Here is an 18,723-nt window from a genome sequence, read left to right on the forward strand (position 1 = left end):
GCGGCCCCTCCTCATCAGCGTATCCAAGGCCCGGGCGGGCGCGGTTCGCGTTCGCCGAGCTGCTCGGAGCCGAAGCGCGCCATGTAGCTGCGCTGCGCGGCCAGCGGATCGGATTCGAGCCGAACGGTCTTGCCGAAGCGCATCGTGGCCCGCAGCGAGGTTTCGTAGGGCAGCCACACCGGCATGTGCGGATTGTCCGGCCGGCCGGTCCGGGCGAAGGACGTCCATGCGCCGGACATGGCGGCACGCAGGGCATCGGCTTCGGGCGTCACCGTGCCGACGCCGGAATGTGCCTCGATATTGCCGAAGGTGAAGGCCAGCTCAATGCCATGGGGCGACACCCCGTGCAGACTGCCAATGTCAGTCGGCCAGTCGACCAGATAGAGATAGGCCGGTGCCCGCCCGAGCGCGGCCTTGCTTTCGGCCTGGATCGTCGCGTCGAGCAGATAGGACCGGTCGGTGGTCAGCCGTGCGAACAGCCGGGTGTTGCTATGGTCTGGGAACATGCCCCGCCAGGTCTCGATGGCCTTGGGCGCCTCGCCAGACGGGAAGAACCGCAGCGATTCCTCCAGCACCCGCGCATCGCTCATCGTGTCGTAGGAAGGCACATGGCCGAGGAATATCGTCGTTTCCTCGATCGTGGTGCCGAGCATCATCGGCACGTCGGCGCTGAGCAGCGGCGCGTGCGGCAGGAACGGGTGCTGGACCACGCTCAGCCCGTCCACGAAGGGACGGAACTGGCCGGTCTCGTTACGCACCTCGATGCCGGTGGCGGTCAGCGTGCGGGTCGGCACGTCCGCCAGCCGGCGCAGCCCGCCCTTGCGGATGCCCAGCTTGTGCAACAGGCGGTCGGCGCGGTCGAGCGAGATTTCTCGCGAGTCGAGCCGGATCCCGGGGCCGCTTTGCGAGATGGCGCGGTGGAACAGGCCCGAGGCCGACGGCATCGTCATCATCGCATTGATTTTGCGGCCGCCGCCCGAATGGCCGAAGATCATTACCCGGTCGGCATCGCCACCGAACTGGCCAATATTCTCGCGCACCCAGGCGAGGGCCAGCGCAATGTCGAGCGCGCCGGCATTGCCGGAGAGCGCATAGCGCTCATCACCCGCTTCCGAGAGATTGAGATAGCCATGGACGTTGAGGCGGTGGTTGATCGAGACCATCACGACGTCATGATTGCGCGCCAGCCAGGCGCCATTGCTGACGGGATCGTCCGAGCCACCGACTTCCCAGCCGCCGCCATGGACCCAGACCATCACCGGCTTGCTGCCGGTCAGCGAGCCGGTCCAGACATTGGCGACGAGGCAGTCTTCGGAATGCGTGGGCGTGTCGGGACCGCCGAGAAAGCCATGCTGCGGGCAGCGCGGCCCGTAGCGCGAGGCGTCGCGCACATCGCTCCAGGGCTTGCGTGGGACAGGCGGGAGGAAACGTGCGGCGCCCCCCGTCGGCTCGCCATAGGGAATTCCCTTGAACGCATAAACCGCGCCCTCGGTGATGCCCTGCACCTTGCCGGCCGATGTCGAAACAATGGGCCGCTCACCGACGGTGCCGATGGCGGCGAGCGAGGGCGCGGCGATCAATCCGACGCCAGCGCCGAGCAGGCCGCGCCGCGAGAAGGCCATGTGTGGCCGCTGTGACGCGCCGCCTGTGCGCGCGGTGGAGCACGGATCGCTCATCGCATCGCCTTCCGTGATCGAAAGGCGCGCTGAGACACGCGGATGCAGCCGGGATGCAGCATTGTCCTCTCCTGTGAACCAAGCTCCTGCCGCGACTCTTTCCTGAATCGTCTAGCAATCGTGAGATGAAACTTGCAAATTTGTTCATTCAGTGCAAGCTTGTTCCGTTCAATGAGAAAAAATTGCCGTTTCCCATTTCGTTGCGGAGCGGTTGAGCGGGGAAATGCGGATCGCCGAGTCGGGCCAGAGGTCTGAACCAGGGGGCCGCGCGGAGAGGGTGCGATTCGGTCCGGCGCGTGTGCGACGGCTGGCGACACCGGATCGGACGATCATGGGTCGGGGAGAGGTGAGAGGATGAAGATATCGCTAGTGCTGGGTGCCCTCCTGCTGGTGGGCGTGACCGCCGCGATCAGCTGGTGGCTCGGGATCAATCACGAGCGCAGGCGCGAGCAGGCCAATATCGAGATGGTGCTGGCGATGTGGGACGGCGTCATCAATCGCGCCGATCCCGATGCGGTGATGAAATATATCGATGAGGGTTACATTCAGCATAATCCCAATGTGCGGCAGGGCCGCGAGGGGGTGCTGGAGCTGATCTCGCTGATCCGCAATCCCCCGCCCGCGATGATCCCGCCCGGCAAGAAGACGCTGAAGAAGGCCATCGCGCAGGGCGACTATGTGGTGGTGATCTGGACCCAGCCGCAGCCCGATCCGCACAATCCCGGCGAGACCTACTCCGGCGAAGCCTTCGACATGTTCCGCATCGCCGATGGCAAGGTGGTCGAGCATTGGGACGATACCCGCAAGGCGCTGACACCCTGGCGGCGCTAGGCGCTGACCCCCAGTTCGGGCGCCCAAGACAAGATTTGAGACCTGAGGAGAGGAACGTTCATGGCCAGTTTCGCTGACGACCGCGCGGAAATCGAGGATCTGCAGGCGCGCTATCTGTTCGCGCTCGATTGGCAGGACCCGGATGGCTACGCCGGCACCTTCGCCGAGGAAGGCGTACTGGATTGGGCCGGTGGCATCGTGCGAGGGCGCGAGGCAATCCGTGAGGAATGCAAGGGCATGCGCACCTACTTCTCGGGGCGCGGCAAGGGCGAGGAGCCGACTCGCCCGCCGCGGCTGCGCCACTTCATCACCAACATCACCGTGAAAGTGGAGGGCGACAAGGCCTGGAGCCGCTCCTTCTGGTTCGAAATCGACAACGATACCCGCCTGCGCACGCCCTATGTCGGCGGCTACGGCCATTATGAAGACGAGTTGCGCCGCGTCGATGGCAAATGGCTCTTCACCTTCCGCAAGATCTGGAACGAGTGCATGGAGGACCGCGCCGCCGAATATGTGAACCCCGTCACGCAGATGGGTTGAGCAGTGTCCGGGCGTCCTGCCGTGCCGCCATCCGGTGTGTCGAGCCTGCTTGGCGCCATGCTGGGCCTTGCCCTGCTGGCGGCCTGCTCGAACGCGCCGCCCGGCAGCATGGCGGGACCGCCTCCGTTCGGTGCGGGCGACGATTGGGACAATCCGGGCGGGGACTGGGCGGAAAGCCGCTACTCCCGCCTCACCGACATCGACAAGACCAATGTGGGTAGGCTCGGCCTCGCCTGGGATTATGATCTCGGCACCACCCGCGTGCAGGAAGCGACGCCGGTCGTCATCGACGGGGTGATGTATACGTCTGGCAATCTCGGCCGGGCCTATGCGCTGGACGCGGCAACGGGCCGCCAACTCTGGGCCTTCTCGCCCGAGGTCGACATGCAGGTCAATCGCTACGCCTGTTGCGATCAGGCCAATCGCGGCGTGGCCGTGGCGGACGGGAAAGTGTTCGTCGCCGCGCTCGACGGATGGCTCTATGCGCTCGACCAGAAGACCGGCGCGGTCGTCTGGAAGGCCGACAGTTTTCTCGATCGCAATCGGGCCTATACCAGCACGGGCGCGCCGGAAGTGGCGGGCGACCTCGTCATCATCGGCAATGCCGGCGCGGAATATGACACGCGCGGCTATGTCATCGCGTTCGACATCCGCACCGGCAAGGAGGCCTGGCGCTTCTACACCATACCGCGCGATCCCGCGCTGGGGCCGCAGGAAAGCAAGGCGCTGGAGGCGGCGCTCAAGACCTGGAATCCGAAAAGCCGCTGGGATATCGGCGGCGGCGGCACGGCCTGGGATGCGATTACCTACGATCCCGAATTCGATCAGGTCATCATCGGCGTCGGCAATGGCGGGCCTTATGCGCAGGCGATCCGTTCGCCGGGCGGCGGGGATAATCTCTACCTGAGTTCGCTGGTCGCGCTCGACCGCAGGACGGGTGCGATGAAATGGCATTTTCAGGAAACGCCGGGCGACAACTGGGATTTCACCTCCGTCCAGCCGATGATCCTGACGCGCATGGCCGTGAACGGCGCCGAGCGCCCCGTGCTGCTGCACACGCCCAAGAACGGCTTTTTCTTCATGCTGGACCGGGAGACGGGCAAGCCGCTCGCTGTGCACAGGATGGTGCGCACAAGCTGGGCCTCGGGCTGGGACCTCAAGACCGGCAAGCCGATCGCGACGCCCGAATATTCGGACATCAACGCCGGCCCCAAGCTGGTCTTCCCGGCTCCGCCCGGTGCGCGCAACTGGTATGGCGCGGCTTATGATCCGCAGCGCAAGATGTACGTCGCCCATTTTCTCGACATGGGCAATCTCATCATGGTGCCGCCCGCCAATCTGACGATGCCGCGGCGCAAGCTGGCCCTGAACGCGGGCACGGAATCGATCTTCACGCCCTTTCTGGAGGCCGCGCTTCCGGGTCTGCCCAAGGATATGCAGAAGACCATCACCGATCTGCCGCAATGGCAATGGGTGAAGGACAAGCCCTGGGCGGCCGATGTGCGCGCCGTCGATCCGGTGACCGGCAGGACGATCTGGAGCTATCCGCGCGAGGACGGCTGGCAGGACCGCAGTGGCGTACTCACGACGCAGAGCGGCCTCACCATCTTCGGCACGCTGTCGGGCAAGTTGGTCATCCTGGATTCCGATACCGGCAAGGTGGTGCGCACGATCGACACCGGCCGCTCGATCCTCGCCGCGCCGATGACCTACCGGGTGAGGGGCATGCAATATATCGCGGTGCAGACCGGCTGGGGCGGGGGCGGCTGGGGCTTGGTCCCCGATTATTCCGCCGCCTATGCCAAAGGGAACGCCAATCGCATCCTGGTCTTTCGGCTGGATGGCGGACCAGTGCCGATCCCGCCGGACGTCCCGCCGGAGGGGCCGATCCCGGCCCCGCCCGTGCAGATCTCCGGTACCGATGCCGATCGGTTGGCGAAGGGGCGGGTGCTCTTCTCGAAAAACTGTTCGATCTGCCATTCCAACATGCCGCGCGCACCGCTGCCGAGCCTGACCCGCATGAGCGAGGGCGCGCATCAGGCGTTCGAGCAGATCGTGCTGGAAGGGCTGCTGCTGCCCAACGGAATGCCGCGCTGGGACGATCTGCTGACGCGCGCCGACGTGCAGGCGATCCATGCCCATCTGATCGATCTGCAGAGCAAGGCATACGCCCGGCAGCAGGCCGGAGCGCCACAGGAAACGCCGGTCTACTCCCGCATCACCACGGCCAACTGATGAGAGCATGAGCGAGATGGATAACCTATTCTCACTGTCTGGATTGATGTCGCTCTCGAGAGATGTGGAGAGGCGCGCCCTGAGGATGAGCATCCTTGTCTGCCCAGCCTCGGAAGCGGGTGGTCGCGTATGACTGCCGCAGCGACGGCCATGCCCGAGCAGGATGGCATCGACATTTTCGAATCGGCCCGGCTCAAGCCGCGCTACTGGCTGCTCGTCGTCCTGTTGATGACGCAGGGCCTGTTCGAGTTTTTCGATTTCTACATCATCGGCTTTCTGGTCAGCGTCATCGGGCCGGAATGGAACCTCACCTTCGGCCAGGTCTCTATCGTGCTGCTCTCGGCGGGCGTGGGCCAATTGGTGGGCGCGCTGCCCTTCGCCTGGTTCGCGGATCGTTACGGGCGCAAGCCGGCGCTGATTTCCGGCATCGTGCTCTATTCGTTGGCGGCCGGCTGCGCGGCCTTCGTGCCGGACGGGAGCTGGATGCTGTTCGCGTTCCTGCGCTTCATCGTCGGCGTGGGCTATGGCGGCACGCAGATCACCTTGCTGATCGAGATCGCGCCGACGCGCTGGCGTACCATGATCGCCAGTGCGAGCGGCCTGATCGCGCCCGGCGGGGTGTTGCTGGCCTCGTTGCTGGTCGCCAATTTCCTGCCGACCATCGGCTGGCGCGGCCTCGCCCTGCTCGGTTTCTTCCCGCTCGTTATCGCCTTCGCACTCTACTTCCTGGTGCCGGAATCGGTCCGCTGGCTGGTCTCCCAGGGCCGCGCGACCGAAGCGCATGATGTGCTCGCCAAATATGTCGATCTGCCCAAGGAGCAGATCCCGCTGCCGCGCGTGCCCAAGGAAGTGCGCCGCGCGCGCCTGCGCGACATCGCCTTGTATCCAGGTCGCTTCTGGCTGATCGTGGCGACCAGTTCGGGACTCGGCATCGCGGGCTTCGGCGTTGCCTTGTGGGGGCCAACGGTGCTCACCATGCTGCTCAAGATCCAGCCGGCCGAGGCGGCTGCCTATTTCGTATTCGTGAGCATCGCCGGCATCGCCGGCCGGGCGCTGTGGACGGTCACCCCGCACTTCATCGGTCGCTGGCGCTCCGCGCTCATCTGCCTGTTCGGAACGGCGGTGACGATCAGCGCGGCGGCCTTCCTGCACCCTTATTTCGTGGCCGGGGTGCCCGTGTTCCTGCTGTGCCTGATGTGCGGATCACTGTTCTACGATGGCGGGGCCTCCAACAGCTCGCCTTACGGGACGGAACTGTTCCCGGTCCGCCTCGCCGGGCTGGGCGGCGGCCTCGTCCAGATGGTCAGCGGCTTCGGAAAGCTGCTCGGACCCATCATTCTGGCGCTGATAGCCGGCAGCGGCAATCTGCTCTCGCCCCAGGCGACGGAAGCCGCGATCACGCCCGGCTTCCTCACGCTCGCCGCCTTTGCGGTCATTGGCTTCCTCGCCACCTCGATGCTGCGATACGAGACCCATGGCGTCCGCATGGTGACGGACGAGGATGATTTCGTTTCCGGCAAGGTCAACGCCAAGCCGCCGCCGCTCGCCTGAGCGCCGCCACCCGCCTCATCCACACACCCACATGCAAGGAACCGGTATGCAACCGCCTGAACTGGAATATGTCTTCACCATCGAGATCGATCTGAGCCCTCGCTTTCGTTACGGCCCGACCACGGACGGGCTGGAGCGCGGCTATGTCGGCGTGCTCGGTGGCCGCATCACCGGTCCGCGCCTCAATGGGCGCATCGTGCCCCACACCGGCGGCGATTGGCCCAGCATCCGCCCGGACCAGACCTGCGACTTCAACGCGCGTTACCTGATCGAGGCCGATGACGGCACGCTGATCCAGCTGCGCAACACCGGCGTGCGCCATGGCCCCAAGGAAGTGCTGGATCGCCTGCAGAATTATGAGCCGGTCGACCCCTCCGAATATTATATGCGGGTGACCCCGCAGTTCGATGCGCCGGAAGGGCCGCATGGCTGGCTCAGCCGGACCGTGTTCATCGGCAAGACGGATCGGCAGAAGACCAAGTCCGTGTTCAACTATTGGGCGGTGCTCTGAACATGGCGGAGTCCTCTGCAGGGCTGTTCCCCGTGGAGCGGGCGATCGCGCAGGGCGCGGTCGTCGATCCGGTGCAGGCCGGGAGCGCCGATCATATCGCGCTGACGGCGCGTAACCGGGCGTTGATGATCGACTTCGTGACGATCCTCTATGAACAGCGCGATCCCCGCCGGGCCTTTGAGCGATATGTCCATGAGGACTATATCCAGCACAACCCGATCATCGCCGATGGCCGCGAAAATGCGCTCAAATGGCTGGAGCCGGTCTTCTCCAAGCCGGGCACGGAGATTCAGGTCCGGCGGGTGCTGGTGGATGGCGACTACGCCACCGTGCAGATCATCGGACGGATGGGGCCGGAGGATGGCGGCAGTGCGGTCATGAACATCTTCCGCATCGAGGAAGGGCTGATCGTCGAGCATTGGGACGTGACGCAAGCGATGCCGGCGGAAACGGCAAGTGGGCGGCCTTTGGGATAAGAGGATACGACGTTTCCGTTCGTCATTCCCGCGAACGCGGGAATCTAGAACCCAGCCGAATTTCCATCGCGCCCCTGGATTCCCGCGTTCGCGGGAATGACGGAGGGAGCGGGCGGTGGCGCGACTTAGTCGGGCGCGCTAGGCTGGCGCCGAACGAACAACACAGGAGAGGCAAGCCATGGATCTGGGCATCAGGGGCCGCAAGGCGATCGTCAATGGCGCCAGCGCCGGCATGGGCAAGAGCGCGGCGATGGCGCTGGCCCGCGAGGGCGTGGACGTGTTCATCTCGGCGCGGGGCGAGGACCGGCTGATGCGCGCGGCGCAGGAGATTGCCGACGAGACCGGCGCGCGGGTCGTGCCAATCGTTGCCGATCATGCCAGCGCCGAGGGGCGCGAGCGCATCCTGGCGGCCTGCCCGGAGCCGGACATTCTCGTCGGCACCTGCGCCCCGCCGCCGATGACGCCGGACTATCGCGCAATTACCGATGAGCAATGGCAGAGCGCTATCGAGATTTCGCTGCTCTCGCCTATCGAGTTCATGCGCCGCGTGCTCGATGGCATGGTGGAGCGCCGATGGGGCCGGGTGGTGAATATCGCCACGGTGGCGGCGAAATATCCCGGCGAAATCCGGGCGCTTTCCGGCAGCACGCGGGCGGCGCTGGTGAACTACAGCGTCGCCGTGTCCAAGGTGGTGGCGAAGCACAATGTCGTCATCAACAACCTGCTGCCGGGCATGCACCACACCGCGACAGTCGAGGACCAGTTCAATGCCCGCGCGAAGGCCAAGGGCACGACCTATGAGGATGAGGTCGCCGAGTTCGTGCGGGACTGGCGGATCGCCAGCGGGCGCTTCGGCAATGCGGACGATGTCGGGGCGTTCGTGGCGATGTTCTGCAGCGAGTTTGCGAATTACACCACGGGCCAGAGCCTCACCATCGATGGCGGTGCCACGACCTCGACCTTTTAGAGGACGGCCGGTTGGTCGGGCGGATGATGAGACATATGATCCTCGTTCGCCCTGAGCCTGTCGAAGGGCTGTCCTTCTCTGCTCAGCCTTAAGGGTAGAAGAACGGGGCTTCGACAAGCTCAGCCCGAACGGCGTGGGGAGAGGCCGAACCGTGATTGGGGTTAAGGCATAGATCAGTCCGCTCGCCCACCGCACAGCGGGTGACGCGCGCCCGGCGATCTGCTATGGGCGCGCGCCATGACGAACCCCAATAGCCTCGATTACGAACGCCCGGTCATCACGCCGCCCGATGGCGAGAAGAAGGTGCTGCTGCACAGCTGTTGCGCGCCCTGCTCGGGCGAGGTGATGGAAGCGATGACCGCGAGCGGCATCGACTACACCATCTTCTTCTACAATCCGAACATCCACCCCAAGGAGGAATATCTGCTGCGCAAGGAGGAGAATATCCGCTTTGCCGAGCAGCATAATATTCCCTTCGTGGATGCGGACTATGACACGGTGAACTGGTTCAAGCGCGCCAAGGGCATGGAGAATGAGCCCGAGCGCGGCGCGCGTTGCACCATGTGCTTCGACATGCGTTTCGAGCGCACGGCGCTTTACGCGCATGAGCATGGCTTCCCGGTCATCACCTCCTCGCTTGGCATCTCGCGCTGGAAGAACATGAACCAGATTAATGATTGCGGGGAGCGCGCGGCGGCGCATTATCCCGGCATCAAATATTGGACGTTCAACTGGCGCAAGGGCGGTGGCGCGGCCCGGATGATCGAGATCAGCAAGCGTGAGCGCTTCTACCAGCAGGAATATTGCGGCTGCGTCTTCTCGCTGCGCGACACCAACGCGCACCGGGTCGCCCAAGGCCGTGAGGAAATCCGTATCGGCGAGCTGTATTATGGGGACGAGCCTTCCGCGCAGGGCTGAGCCGCGCGGGAGGGGTTTGACCACAAGAAACGGGACGCGTCCGTCCGGCCGCGCGTCTAGCTGATCGGCTCCACTTATGGAGCTGAATCATGACATTACTGGATCGCAAAGTCGCCATCATCACTGGCGCGAGTTCGGGGATCGGGCGCGCCGCTGCGCTGCTGTTCGCGCAACAGGGCGCGGCCGTCGTGCTGGTTGCCCGGCGCAAGGCGGCGCTTGAGAGCCTCGCCGAGTCCATCAGATCGCAGGGTGGTCGTGCGGCCATCGTCGCGGGCGACGTGCGCGATGAGGAGACGCACCGCCGAGCCGTCGCGGTCGCCTGTGAGACCTTCGGGGGGCTGCATATCGCGTTCAACAATGCCGGGCTTGTCGGGCCGATGCAGCCGCTGGCAGATCTCACGCCGGAGGATTGGTCGCAGGTGCTGGCGGTCAACCTGACGGCGGCCTTCCTTGGTGCCCGGGCGCAGATTCCAGCCATGCTCGATCAAGGCGGCGGCGCACTTGTTTTCACCGGCAGCTTCGTAGGCAACAGCGTAGGCTTGCCGGGCATGTCGGCTTATGGGGCGGCGAAGGCAGGGCTGCTTGGCCTCGTGCGCGGCATTACGGCCGATTATGGCGCGCAGAGGATCCGCGCGAACGCCTTATTGCCGGGCGGGACAGCGACCAGGATGGCAGGTGATGCCGATCAGCAGGCCTGGGCGGCAAGTCTTCATGCCATGAAGCGGATCGCCCAGCCGGAAGAAATCGCGCAGGCGGCGCTATTTTTGGCCAGCGACATGGCGAGCTTTGTGACTGGCTCGGCGCTGTGGGCGGATGGGGGCAACGCCGCCGTCAAATTGTGATGCTGGGGACGTTGGCAGTCGGCGGGCGGGCTCTTGAAAGATCGGGCGGCCGTATCAAGGCCGCCCGTGTCACTCTCGCTTAGTTGCCGTCGATCACTTCCTGCCCGGCCTGACCAACCGATTCGATGTCCTTGCCGGCGCCTTTGACGGTCGCGCAAGCCTGGAGTGCGAGGGCCGCGCCGAGCAGCAGAATCAATGTGCCGCGCTGTTTCATGATCGTCTTCCTTCTGTTTGTTCCGGGCGATGAAATGCTTGAGCGAGGGTTCGGTTGCGATTCCCGGTCGGCGGGCGCAGCTTGCAGGGAAGGTGTCAGGGAACGCGCGCCTCGTCGGGCCGTTCAGGAAGGTGAGACGGCTGCGCCTTGGCCGCGCCGGATAGCAACCAGATGAAAGGGTCAGTGATGAGCGGGAAGATCGATGTCGCGGTAATCGTGGGCAGTCTGCGCAAGGACTCGTATAACCGCAAGGCCGCCCTGGAGCTGGCACGCCTCGCCGATGACGATATGGTACTGCGGATCGTCGAGATCGGCGATTTGCCGCATTATGATGAAGATGCGGAGACCGACAGTCCGCCGGCAGCGTGGACGCGCTTTCGCAAGGAGATCGCCCCGGCCGACGCGTTGCTGTTCGTCACGCCCGAATATAACCGCTCGGTGCCGGGCGTGCTCAAGAACGCTATCGACGTTGGCTCGCGGCCCTATGGCCAGAGCGTGTGGATGGGTAAGCCCGCGGCGATCATGACCGTCTCGCCGGGAGCGCTTGGCGGGTTCGGCGCCAATCATCATCTGCGCCAGATGCTGGTCTTTCAGGACACGCCGATCCTCCAGCAGCCCGAGGCCTATGTCGGCAATGCGGCCAAGCTGTTCGAGGATGACGGCCGGCTGACGGACAAGAAGACGGAGGATTTTTTCCGCAGCTTCCTCGACGCATTTCGCAAGCTGATCGACCGGGCGGGCTGAGCGCCGCTCAGTTCACGATCGACTTGAGGCGCCGCCAGATTCGCGTGCGCAGCGGCGTGCGCGATTCGATGCTGAGGCCACGCGCACGAGCTGCCCGCATGAGATCGCGGGTCAGCGCGCGCAACTGGCGGTCGTTGAGTGCCGTCGACACCCGGTGGTGGCCCCCGCGCATGCCGCTTTCGGCGATATGCAGCGTCAGGATGACGCCATGGTCAGCGCCGCGCCGCTCCCAATCGATAAGCGCCCCGGAAATATACTCCTGCCGCCTGAAATCCTGTTCCGCCATGCCTTCCTCTGTTGCGCCCGGCTTGCGCGCCGTCCTGCTCGTGCAATCCCTGACCGCCGTTTCTTAACGTTTTGGAAAGGCCGGGCCGAGCCGTTGGCGCACCGGGCGTGCATTGTCTATTGCGCATTGCACAATATTCGCATTCACTGCGCGGATGCTCAAAGCTGCAGTCTATCATCGCACGGCCTATCACTACAGCAGGCCGATCCGTCTCGGGCCGCAGATCATCCGGCTTCGACCCGCGCCGCACAGTCGCACCAAGGTGCCGAACTATGCGCTGCGGATCGAGCCAGAGGGCCATTTCATCAACTGGCAGCAGGACCCGCACGGCAATTGGCAGGCGCGGCTGGTCTTTCCCGATCCGGTCGACCGGTTCGTGGTGGAAGTGGATCTGCTCGCCGATCTCGACGTCATCAATCCGTTCGATTTCTTCGTCGAGCCTTATGCCGAGGAGTATCCGTTCGCCTATGACGAGGCGCTGAAAACGGATCTGGCCGCCTATTTCGAGGTGGAGGCGCAGGGGCCACTGTTCGAGGCGCTGGTCGCGCAGCATGCGGGCCATCAGGGCCGCACCATCGATTTTCTGGTGGAGATCAATCGCCAGCTCGAACAGCGCATCGGCTATGTCATCCGCATGGAAACCGGGGTGCAGACCCCGGAAGAGACCCTGCAGATCGGCACCGGTTCCTGCCGGGACAGCGCCTGGCTGCTGGTGCAGCTGGTGCGGCGGCTGGGTTTCGCGGCGCGGTTCGTCTCGGGCTATTCGATCCAGCTCGTTGCGGATGTCGAGCCAGTGGAAGGCCCCAAGGGCGTGGCGCGCGACGTGGTCGATCTCCACGCCTGGGCGGAAGTCTATGTGCCGGGCGCTGGCTGGATCGCGCTGGATGCCACCTCCGGCATGTTCGCCGGGGAGGGGCATATCCCGCTCTGTGCATCGCCCCATTATCGCTCGGCTTCGCCCATCGAGGGGCTGGCGGAGCCGGCGGAAGTGGACTTCCGCTTCGAGATGCGCGTCTCGCGCATTGCCGAGGCGGTGCGGATCACCAAACCGTTCACCGATGAGCGCTGGGACGCCGTGCAGGGGCTGGGCGAACAGGTCGACGCCGACCTCGTCGCGCAGGATGTGCGGCTGACGACCGGCGGCGAGCCGACCTTCGTCGCCGAGAATGGCGGGCAGGAGGATGAGTGGAACGGCGGCGCCGTCGGCCCGACCAAGCAGGGCTATGCGGACAAGCTGGTGCGGGCGCTGCGGGAGAAATTCGCGCCGGGCGGGATGCTCCACCACGGTCAGGGCAAATGGTATCCCGGCGAGAGCCTGCCGCGCTGGGCCTATGCGGTCTACTGGCGCAAGGATGGCGTGCCAGTGTGGCGCGACCCGATGCTGATCGCGCGGGAGGAGGCGGAGGGAAAGCCGCTCGCGACCCCGGCGCTTGCCGCGCGCTTCCTCGCGACTATCGCCGCAGGCCTTGAGGTTCAGCCCGATTATGTCGCGCCGGTCTATGAGGATGAGCAGGAGTGGGCGCGCAAGGCGGAAGATTTGCCCGTCAATGTGACGCCCGACGATAACAAGCTCAGCGATGTCGAGGCGCGCGAGCGGATGAAGAAGGCGTTTGCGATGGGGCTGGTCGAGCCTGTCGGCTATGCCCTGCCCATCCAGCGCTGGCAGGCCGCGCAGACCAAGCCACGCTGGCAGAGCGAGGTCTGGGCGGTGCGCCGGGGCAAGCTCCATGCCGTGCCGGGCGACAGCTCGCTGGGCTATCGCTTGCCGCTGGGCTCGCTGCCCTTCGTGCCGCCGGCCGACTTCCCGTATATCCACCCGCGCGACACCAGCGAACCGCGCGAGCCGCTTGCGGATTATCATGTCCAGCGCGCGGAGCGGGCGCGCCGGCCGGATGTGCGCGAGCAGATGGTTGCCTCCCGCGCGGAGGCCGGCGGCGCGGCTGCGCAGGAGCGGGTGGAGCAGGAGATCATCGAGGGCGCGGTGCGCACGGCGATCACCGTTGAACCCAAGGCGCATTATCTCTCCGTCTTCCTGCCGCCGGTGCGCGAGTTGGAGGACTATCTGGAGCTGATCGCGCAGGTGGAGGCCGCAGCCTGCGCCATGCGCGTCGAAGTGCGGATTGAAGGCTACGCCCCGCCGCCCGATCCGCGCCTGCAGGTGCTCAAGATCACGCCCGATCCCGGCGTCATCGAGGTCAATGTGCAGCCGGTCGCGACATGGGGCGAGACGGTCGAACTGACCGAAACGCTCTACGATGTCGCGCGGGCGCTCAAGCTCACGGCCGACAAGTTCATGGTCGATGGGCGCGCGGTGGGGACGGGTGGCGGCAATCATCTCGTGCTCGGCGGGCCGAGCCTCACCGATTCACCGTTCATCCGCAGGCCGGACCTGCTCAAGAGCTTCGTGCTCTACTGGCAGCGCCATCCTTCGCTCAGCTATCTCTTTTCCGGTCTGTTTATTGGCCCCACCAGCCAGGCACCCCGAATCGACGAGGCGCGGCATGACGGGCTGTACGAGCTGGAGGTGGCGCTGGCGCAGGTGCCGAAACCGGGGGAAGGCGCCACGCCACCTCCCTGGCTGGTCGACCGGCTGTTCCGCAACCTGCTGGTGGACGTGACTGGCAATACGCACCGCACCGAGATCTGCATCGACAAGATGTTCTCGCCCGATGGACCGACCGGGCGGCTGGGGCTGGTCGAGTTCCGCGGCTTCGAGATGCCGCCGGACGCGCGGATGAGCCTGGCCCAGCAATTGCTGCTGCGCGCGCTCACCGCCTGGTTCTGGCGTGCGCCGCAGGAGGGCAATCTCGTGCGCTGGGGCACCCGCCTGCACGATCGCTTCATGCTGCCCCATTTCGTCTGGGAGGATTTTCTCGATGTGCTCGGCGACCTCCGCCGGGCCGGCTATGATTTCGATCCCAACTGGTTCGAGGCTCAGAAGCAGTTCCGCTTTCCTGTCCATGGCGCGGTACGGGCCGGCGGGCTGGAACTGGAGATTTCCCATGCGCTGGAGCCTTGGCATGTGCTGGGTGAAACCGGCGCGATCGGCGGGACCGTGCGCTATGTGGACAGTTCGACCGAGCGGCTGCAGGTGCGCGTCTCCGGGCTGGTCGAGGGGCGGCATGTCGTCGCCTGCAACGGGCGTCGGGTGCCATTGGCAGCCACTGGCGTGGCGGGCGAGGCCGTGGGCGGCGTGCGCTACAAGGCCTGGGCTCCCTCGGACTGTCTCCACCCGCGCCTGCCGGTCAATGCGCCCCTGACGTTCGACGTGTTCGACGCGTGGAGCGGCCGGTCGCTCGGCGGCTGCGTCTATCATGTGGCGCATCCGGGCGGACGCAATTATGACGACGTTCCGGTCAATGCCTATGAGGCGGAGGCGCGGCGCAAGGCGCGGTTCCAAGATCATGGCCATACGCCGGGCTCCATGGCGCTGCCGCCGGACGAGAAAACGGGGGAATTTCCATTGACGCTCGATCTGCGACGGCCCGCGACCCTTTGAATGCGTCGCTTGCCATGACTGCCGGGGAAGAGGACATCGGCCAGGCCCTCGCGCGCTATGCGCGGGAAGCTGGGCGCGGTGACCTCATGCTCGCGGCGCAGGGCGATCCTGCCATGGCGCATCGCTGGGAAGCGATGTTCGGTGCCATTGCCAGCGCCGCGCGGGGCGGCTTCGCCGGTCTGCAGGCCCGGGCCGACCAGCAGGTCGTCGATCTCGGCATGGCCTTTCGCCTGACTGGTGAGGTCGAGGAGCGCGTCTGGCCGCTCAGTCCCGTGCCGATGCTGATCCACGCGACGCAATGGCAGGGCATTGAGGCGGGTCTGGCGCAGCGGGCCGATCTGCTCGAGCATGTGCTCGATGATCTTTATGGCGCGTGCAGCCTTGTCGCCAGTGGCGAACTGCCGGCGGCGATCGTGGCCGGCGCGCCGGATTATTGGCGGCAGATGCGCGGCCTGCCGCCGCCGCGCGGCCACCGGCTGCAATTCTACGCGGTCGATCTGGCGCGCGGGCCGGATGGCGAATGGCGGGTGCTGGCCGATTATGTCCGCACGCCGGTCGGCGCGGGCTATGCGCTGGAGAACCGCCTCGCGATGACGCGCGCGACGGACGATGCGCTCGGCATCGTCAATTTCGTGCGGCTGGCGCCCTTCTTCTCCGATTTTCGGCAGGGCCTCGCCGCCATCTGCGCCCGGCCCGATCCGCGCATCGCGCTGCTGACGCAGGGGCGCTACAACCAGAGCTATGCCGAGCAAGCACACCTTGCGCGCTATCTTGGCATCCTGCTGGTCGAGGGGCAGGATCTTACTGTGCGCGACGGGCAGCTTTACGTCCGCACCGTCGAGGGTGTGAAGCGGGTCGATGGGCTGTGGCGGCGGATGGGCACGGACCTGCTCGATCCGCTGGCGTTCGATTCGCGCTCGACCATCGGCGTGCCGGATATTTTCGAGGCGATGCGCCACGGCGGCCTTGTCATCGCCAACTGGCCCGGCGCCGGGGTGCTGGAGACGCCAGCGCTCGCCGCGTTCCTGCCGCGCCTCTGCCGCAAGTTGCTCGGCGAGCCGCTGCGCATTCCCAATGTTGCGACATGGTGGTGCGGGCAAGCGAAGGAGCGCGCCCATGTCCGCGAGCAGGCGGACCGGCTGGCCATCGGCTCTGCCTTCGGCTTGCCGGTGCCGGCGATCCCCCATGGCCGCGCGCGCCTGGCCTCGCGCCTCAGCCCTGCCGAGAATGCCGCGTTCCTCGCCGAGCTGCAGCAGCGCCCGATGGATTATATCGGGCAGGAACTGGTGCAACTGTCCACCACGCCGGCGCTGGTCGATGGCGTGCTGCTGCCGCGCCCGTTCATCCTGCGCGCCTTCCTCGCCCGCGATGCGCATGGCCAGTGGCGCGCAATGCCGGGCGGGTTTGCGCGGCTCGCGGCCCATGACGACATGCGGGCGGTGCTGATGGGGCAGGGCGACATGTCCGCCGACGTCTGCATTGTCGCCGATGAGCCGCAGACGGCAGTGGTCACGCTCGACAGCGGCGCGCCGGTCGCCATTCGCCGCGTCGCCGGCACGCTGCCCAGCAAGGCGGCGGATAACTTCTTTTGGCTCGCGCGCTATCTGGAGCGTGGCGAAATGGTGCTGCGGATGATCCGCGTGCTGATCGGCGGCAGCATCGAAGGCGAGGCAGCCTCCGCGCTCGACCGCCCGACGCTCGGCCGCGTGGCCGATACGCTGGTTGCCTGGGGCAGCGCCCGCAAGGACAAGCTGGGTGAAGGCACCGGCAAGCTCTGCGTCCATGCGCTCAGCGATCCGGAGATGCCGGGTAGCGTCCAATCCCTGTTCGAGGCGGCCGAAGCGATTGGCCGGGGCCTGCGCGAGCGGCTGGCGGTGGATTTCTGGCGCTTGCTCAGCCGCCAGATCGACCGGGTGAGCGAAGCGCGCGAATCTCAGCTCATGGCCCATGTCGCGCGGCTGCTGGATCGTTGTGCGGCGCTCTCCGGCCTGTCTGCCGAGAATATGGTGCGCGGTGCGGGCTGGCGTTTCCTGGAGCTGGGCCGGCGGCTGGAGCGCGCCATCCACCTTTGCCGGCTGGCGCGCACCTTTGCCGGCGACGATGCCAATGGGCACGATCTCAATCTGTTTCTGGATCTGTGCGATTGCCAGATCAGCTATCGCACCCGCTACCTCTCCGGTCTGGCGCTGGCGCCGGTGCGCGACATGCTGCTGCTGGAGCCGGGCAATCCGCGCTCGCTTGCCTTTCAGGTCGATGCCATCCTCGATCATCTCCGCGCCTTGCCGACGCTGCGCGACGACGGGATGCCCGAGCCGCCGGTACAACTCGCTCTGGCGCTCTCTGCCCGTCTGCATGCCGCCTCGGCCGAGATGCTCACGGCGCGCGATCTGGAGGTCATCGAGACGGCGCTGCTCGATCTCTCCGACCGGATCGATGATCGCTTCTTCCTCAAGGGCGAGGATGCGCCGCGCGCCTCCGGCATGACGCGGCTGGCATAGATGAGGCGGATGTATAACAGGCGATGAGATATCGGGTCAGCCACATCATCCGCGTCGATTATGATCCGGCCGTGCGGCTGGCGCATTTCAATCTGCGGCTCGCGCCCATCGCATGGCCGGGTCAGCAGGTGCGGGACTATCGCCTCATCGTCGATCCAGTGCCCGACGTGCGCCAAGAGCGCGTCGGGGCCTATCCGTTCAACCTCACCCGCATCGAGATGCTCAAGCCGGTGGCCTCGCTGGAAGTGCGCTCCACCTTCATTGCCGATGTGAGCGAGGCCGAGCTGGATCTGCTTGGCGCCCAGATGAGCGTGACGAAGGTGGCGCAGGCGGCGCTAGCCGTCATGGATGTCGGGCCGATGTCCCCCGTGACCTATATCTTCCCATCCCGCTTGCTACCGCTCGTGCCGCAGATCGCCGCCTGGGCGCGGCCGCATCTGGCGCCCGATGCGGACTGCCTGAGCGCGGCACTGGCGCTGGCCCGGCACATTCAGGCGACCTTCCATTACGACACCAAGGCAACCGAAGCCGATACGCCGGTGGCCGAGGCCTTCTCCATCCGGCGCGGCGTCTGCCAGGATTTCGCGCACATCCTCATCGTCGCGCTGCGTGCCGCCGGTTTGCCGGCGGCTTATGTGAGCGGCTATCTGCGGACCGATCCGCCGCCGGGGCAAGCGCGGCTGGTCGGCGCGGACGCGATGCACGCCTGGGTGGCCTTGTGGTGCGGTCCCCTGCGCGGCTGGGTGGGGATCGATCCCACCAATGGCGTGCTCGCCAATGGCGATCATCTCGTCGTCGGCGTGGGCCGGGATTATTCGGACATCTCGCCCATCGACGGCGTGTTCGTCGGCGGCCATTCCCAGAAGACCTTCAATTCGGTGGACGTGTCACCCATGGACAGCCGCGCCACCACCGCCTGACCGTTGCACGGTCCA

Annotated in this window: 16 protein-coding genes; 13 read left to right on the forward strand and 3 right to left on the reverse strand. The window is 65.9% G+C overall.

The features are described from left to right. Window positions 1–14: 14 nt before the first annotated feature. Window positions 15–1,676, reverse strand: coding sequence for a carboxylesterase/lipase family protein (locus tag M2337_RS04190; protein WP_264571799.1), 1,662 nt, complete (start codon window positions 1,674–1,676; stop codon window positions 15–17). A gap of 354 nt (window positions 1,677–2,030) precedes the next feature. Between M2337_RS04190 and M2337_RS04195 the strand changes: the two genes are divergently transcribed. The 9 genes from M2337_RS04195 to M2337_RS04235 all read left to right on the forward strand — a co-directional run bounded on the left by M2337_RS04195 (window position 2,031) and on the right by M2337_RS04235 (window position 10,547). Next, window positions 2,031–2,507 carry a nuclear transport factor 2 family protein gene (locus M2337_RS04195; protein ID WP_264571800.1) on the forward strand — a complete coding sequence of 159 codons (477 nt, stop codon included), beginning with the start codon at window positions 2,031–2,033 and terminating at the stop codon, window positions 2,505–2,507. Window positions 2,508–2,567: 60 nt separating this feature from the next. Further along, window positions 2,568–3,047, forward strand: coding sequence for a nuclear transport factor 2 family protein (locus M2337_RS04200; protein ID WP_181558389.1), 480 nt, complete (start codon window positions 2,568–2,570; stop codon window positions 3,045–3,047). A 3-nt stretch (window positions 3,048–3,050) separates the two neighbouring features. Next, window positions 3,051–5,282 (forward strand): PQQ-dependent dehydrogenase, methanol/ethanol family, encoded by a 2,232-nt coding sequence (locus M2337_RS04205; RefSeq protein WP_264571801.1) that lies wholly within the window; start codon window positions 3,051–3,053, stop codon window positions 5,280–5,282. Between the two features lie 129 nt (window positions 5,283–5,411). Then, on the forward strand, window positions 5,412–6,833 hold the full coding sequence (locus tag M2337_RS04210; protein WP_264571802.1) for an MFS transporter: 1,422 nt from the start codon (window positions 5,412–5,414) through the stop codon (window positions 6,831–6,833). 46 nt (window positions 6,834–6,879) lie between these two features. After that, on the forward strand, window positions 6,880–7,344 hold the full coding sequence (locus M2337_RS04215; protein ID WP_181558391.1) for a DUF3237 domain-containing protein: 465 nt from the start codon (window positions 6,880–6,882) through the stop codon (window positions 7,342–7,344). A gap of 2 nt (window positions 7,345–7,346) precedes the next feature. Continuing rightward, entirely contained in the window at window positions 7,347–7,820 is a 474-nt protein-coding gene (locus M2337_RS04220; RefSeq protein ID WP_264571803.1) for a nuclear transport factor 2 family protein, read from the forward strand. Window positions 7,821–7,998: 178 nt separating this feature from the next. Beyond that, complete coding sequence (locus M2337_RS04225; RefSeq protein WP_264571804.1) at window positions 7,999–8,787, forward strand: SDR family oxidoreductase; 789 nt, start codon at window positions 7,999–8,001, stop codon at window positions 8,785–8,787. Between the two features lie 237 nt (window positions 8,788–9,024). Then, window positions 9,025–9,705: an epoxyqueuosine reductase QueH gene (locus M2337_RS04230; protein WP_264571805.1), complete on the forward strand. Its 681-nt coding sequence runs from the start codon at window positions 9,025–9,027 to the stop codon at window positions 9,703–9,705. Between the two features lie 89 nt (window positions 9,706–9,794). After that, the gene (locus M2337_RS04235; protein ID WP_264571806.1) at window positions 9,795–10,547 is read left to right on the forward strand and encodes an SDR family oxidoreductase; all 753 of its coding nucleotides are present in this window, start codon (window positions 9,795–9,797) and stop codon (window positions 10,545–10,547) included. Between the two features lie 79 nt (window positions 10,548–10,626). Here M2337_RS04235 and M2337_RS04240 read toward each other — a convergent pair whose 3' ends face one another. Continuing rightward, entirely contained in the window at window positions 10,627–10,761 is a 135-nt protein-coding gene (locus M2337_RS04240) for an entericidin A/B family lipoprotein (RefSeq protein WP_181558396.1), read from the reverse strand. A gap of 186 nt (window positions 10,762–10,947) precedes the next feature. On the opposite strand from M2337_RS04240, the gene M2337_RS04245 reads away from it, so the two are divergent. After that, window positions 10,948–11,505: an NADPH-dependent FMN reductase gene (locus M2337_RS04245; protein ID WP_264571807.1), complete on the forward strand. Its 558-nt coding sequence runs from the start codon at window positions 10,948–10,950 to the stop codon at window positions 11,503–11,505. A 7-nt stretch (window positions 11,506–11,512) separates the two neighbouring features. On the opposite strand, the gene M2337_RS04250 is transcribed toward M2337_RS04245, so the two are convergent. Further along, window positions 11,513–11,791 carry a hypothetical protein gene (locus M2337_RS04250; RefSeq protein ID WP_181558398.1) on the reverse strand — a complete coding sequence of 93 codons (279 nt, stop codon included), beginning with the start codon at window positions 11,789–11,791 and terminating at the stop codon, window positions 11,513–11,515. 154 nt (window positions 11,792–11,945) lie between these two features. Between M2337_RS04250 and M2337_RS04255 the strand changes: the two genes are divergently transcribed. Genes M2337_RS04255 through M2337_RS04265 form a run of 3 tightly spaced genes read left to right on the forward strand, consistent with a single transcriptional unit; the run spans window position 11,946 to window position 18,708 of the window. Then, window positions 11,946–15,290 (forward strand): DUF2126 domain-containing protein, encoded by a 3,345-nt coding sequence (locus tag M2337_RS04255; protein WP_264571808.1) that lies wholly within the window; start codon window positions 11,946–11,948, stop codon window positions 15,288–15,290. 14 nt (window positions 15,291–15,304) lie between these two features. Further along, window positions 15,305–17,788 carry a circularly permuted type 2 ATP-grasp protein gene (locus tag M2337_RS04260; RefSeq protein WP_264571809.1) on the forward strand — a complete coding sequence of 828 codons (2,484 nt, stop codon included), beginning with the start codon at window positions 15,305–15,307 and terminating at the stop codon, window positions 17,786–17,788. Window positions 17,789–17,811: 23 nt separating this feature from the next. Continuing rightward, window positions 17,812–18,708 carry a transglutaminase family protein gene (locus M2337_RS04265; RefSeq protein ID WP_264571810.1) on the forward strand — a complete coding sequence of 299 codons (897 nt, stop codon included), beginning with the start codon at window positions 17,812–17,814 and terminating at the stop codon, window positions 18,706–18,708. The last annotated feature ends 15 nt before the right edge of the window (window positions 18,709–18,723 follow it).

Origin of the sequence: Sphingobium sp. B2D3A (genome assembly GCF_025961795.1) — a bacterium.
Taxonomy (GTDB): Bacteria; Pseudomonadota; Alphaproteobacteria; order Sphingomonadales; family Sphingomonadaceae; genus Sphingobium.

Excerpts from the sequence above, each read along its gene's own strand:
- M2337_RS04250 (WP_181558398.1), bottom strand. The coding sequence starts at position 11,791 with ATGGCGGAACAGGATTTCAGGCGGCAGGAGTATATTTCCGGGGCGCTT.
- M2337_RS04210 (WP_264571802.1), top strand. The coding sequence starts at position 5,412 with ATGACTGCCGCAGCGACGGCCATGCCCGAGCAGGATGGCATCGACATT.
- M2337_RS04200 (WP_181558389.1), top strand. The coding sequence starts at position 2,568 with ATGGCCAGTTTCGCTGACGACCGCGCGGAAATCGAGGATCTGCAGGCG.
- M2337_RS04260 (WP_264571809.1), top strand. The coding sequence starts at position 15,305 with ATGACTGCCGGGGAAGAGGACATCGGCCAGGCCCTCGCGCGCTATGCG.
- M2337_RS04190 (WP_264571799.1), bottom strand. The coding sequence starts at position 1,676 with ATGAGCGATCCGTGCTCCACCGCGCGCACAGGCGGCGCGTCACAGCGG.
- M2337_RS04265 (WP_264571810.1), top strand. The coding sequence starts at position 17,812 with ATGAGATATCGGGTCAGCCACATCATCCGCGTCGATTATGATCCGGCC.
- M2337_RS04215 (WP_181558391.1), top strand. The coding sequence starts at position 6,880 with ATGCAACCGCCTGAACTGGAATATGTCTTCACCATCGAGATCGATCTG.
- M2337_RS04225 (WP_264571804.1), top strand. The coding sequence starts at position 7,999 with ATGGATCTGGGCATCAGGGGCCGCAAGGCGATCGTCAATGGCGCCAGC.
- M2337_RS04240 (WP_181558396.1), bottom strand. The coding sequence starts at position 10,761 with ATGAAACAGCGCGGCACATTGATTCTGCTGCTCGGCGCGGCCCTCGCA.
- M2337_RS04235 (WP_264571806.1), top strand. The coding sequence starts at position 9,795 with ATGACATTACTGGATCGCAAAGTCGCCATCATCACTGGCGCGAGTTCG.
- M2337_RS04245 (WP_264571807.1), top strand. The coding sequence starts at position 10,948 with ATGAGCGGGAAGATCGATGTCGCGGTAATCGTGGGCAGTCTGCGCAAG.
- M2337_RS04195 (WP_264571800.1), top strand. The coding sequence starts at position 2,031 with ATGAAGATATCGCTAGTGCTGGGTGCCCTCCTGCTGGTGGGCGTGACC.
- M2337_RS04230 (WP_264571805.1), top strand. The coding sequence starts at position 9,025 with ATGACGAACCCCAATAGCCTCGATTACGAACGCCCGGTCATCACGCCG.
- M2337_RS04255 (WP_264571808.1), top strand. The coding sequence starts at position 11,946 with ATGCTCAAAGCTGCAGTCTATCATCGCACGGCCTATCACTACAGCAGG.
- M2337_RS04220 (WP_264571803.1), top strand. The coding sequence starts at position 7,347 with ATGGCGGAGTCCTCTGCAGGGCTGTTCCCCGTGGAGCGGGCGATCGCG.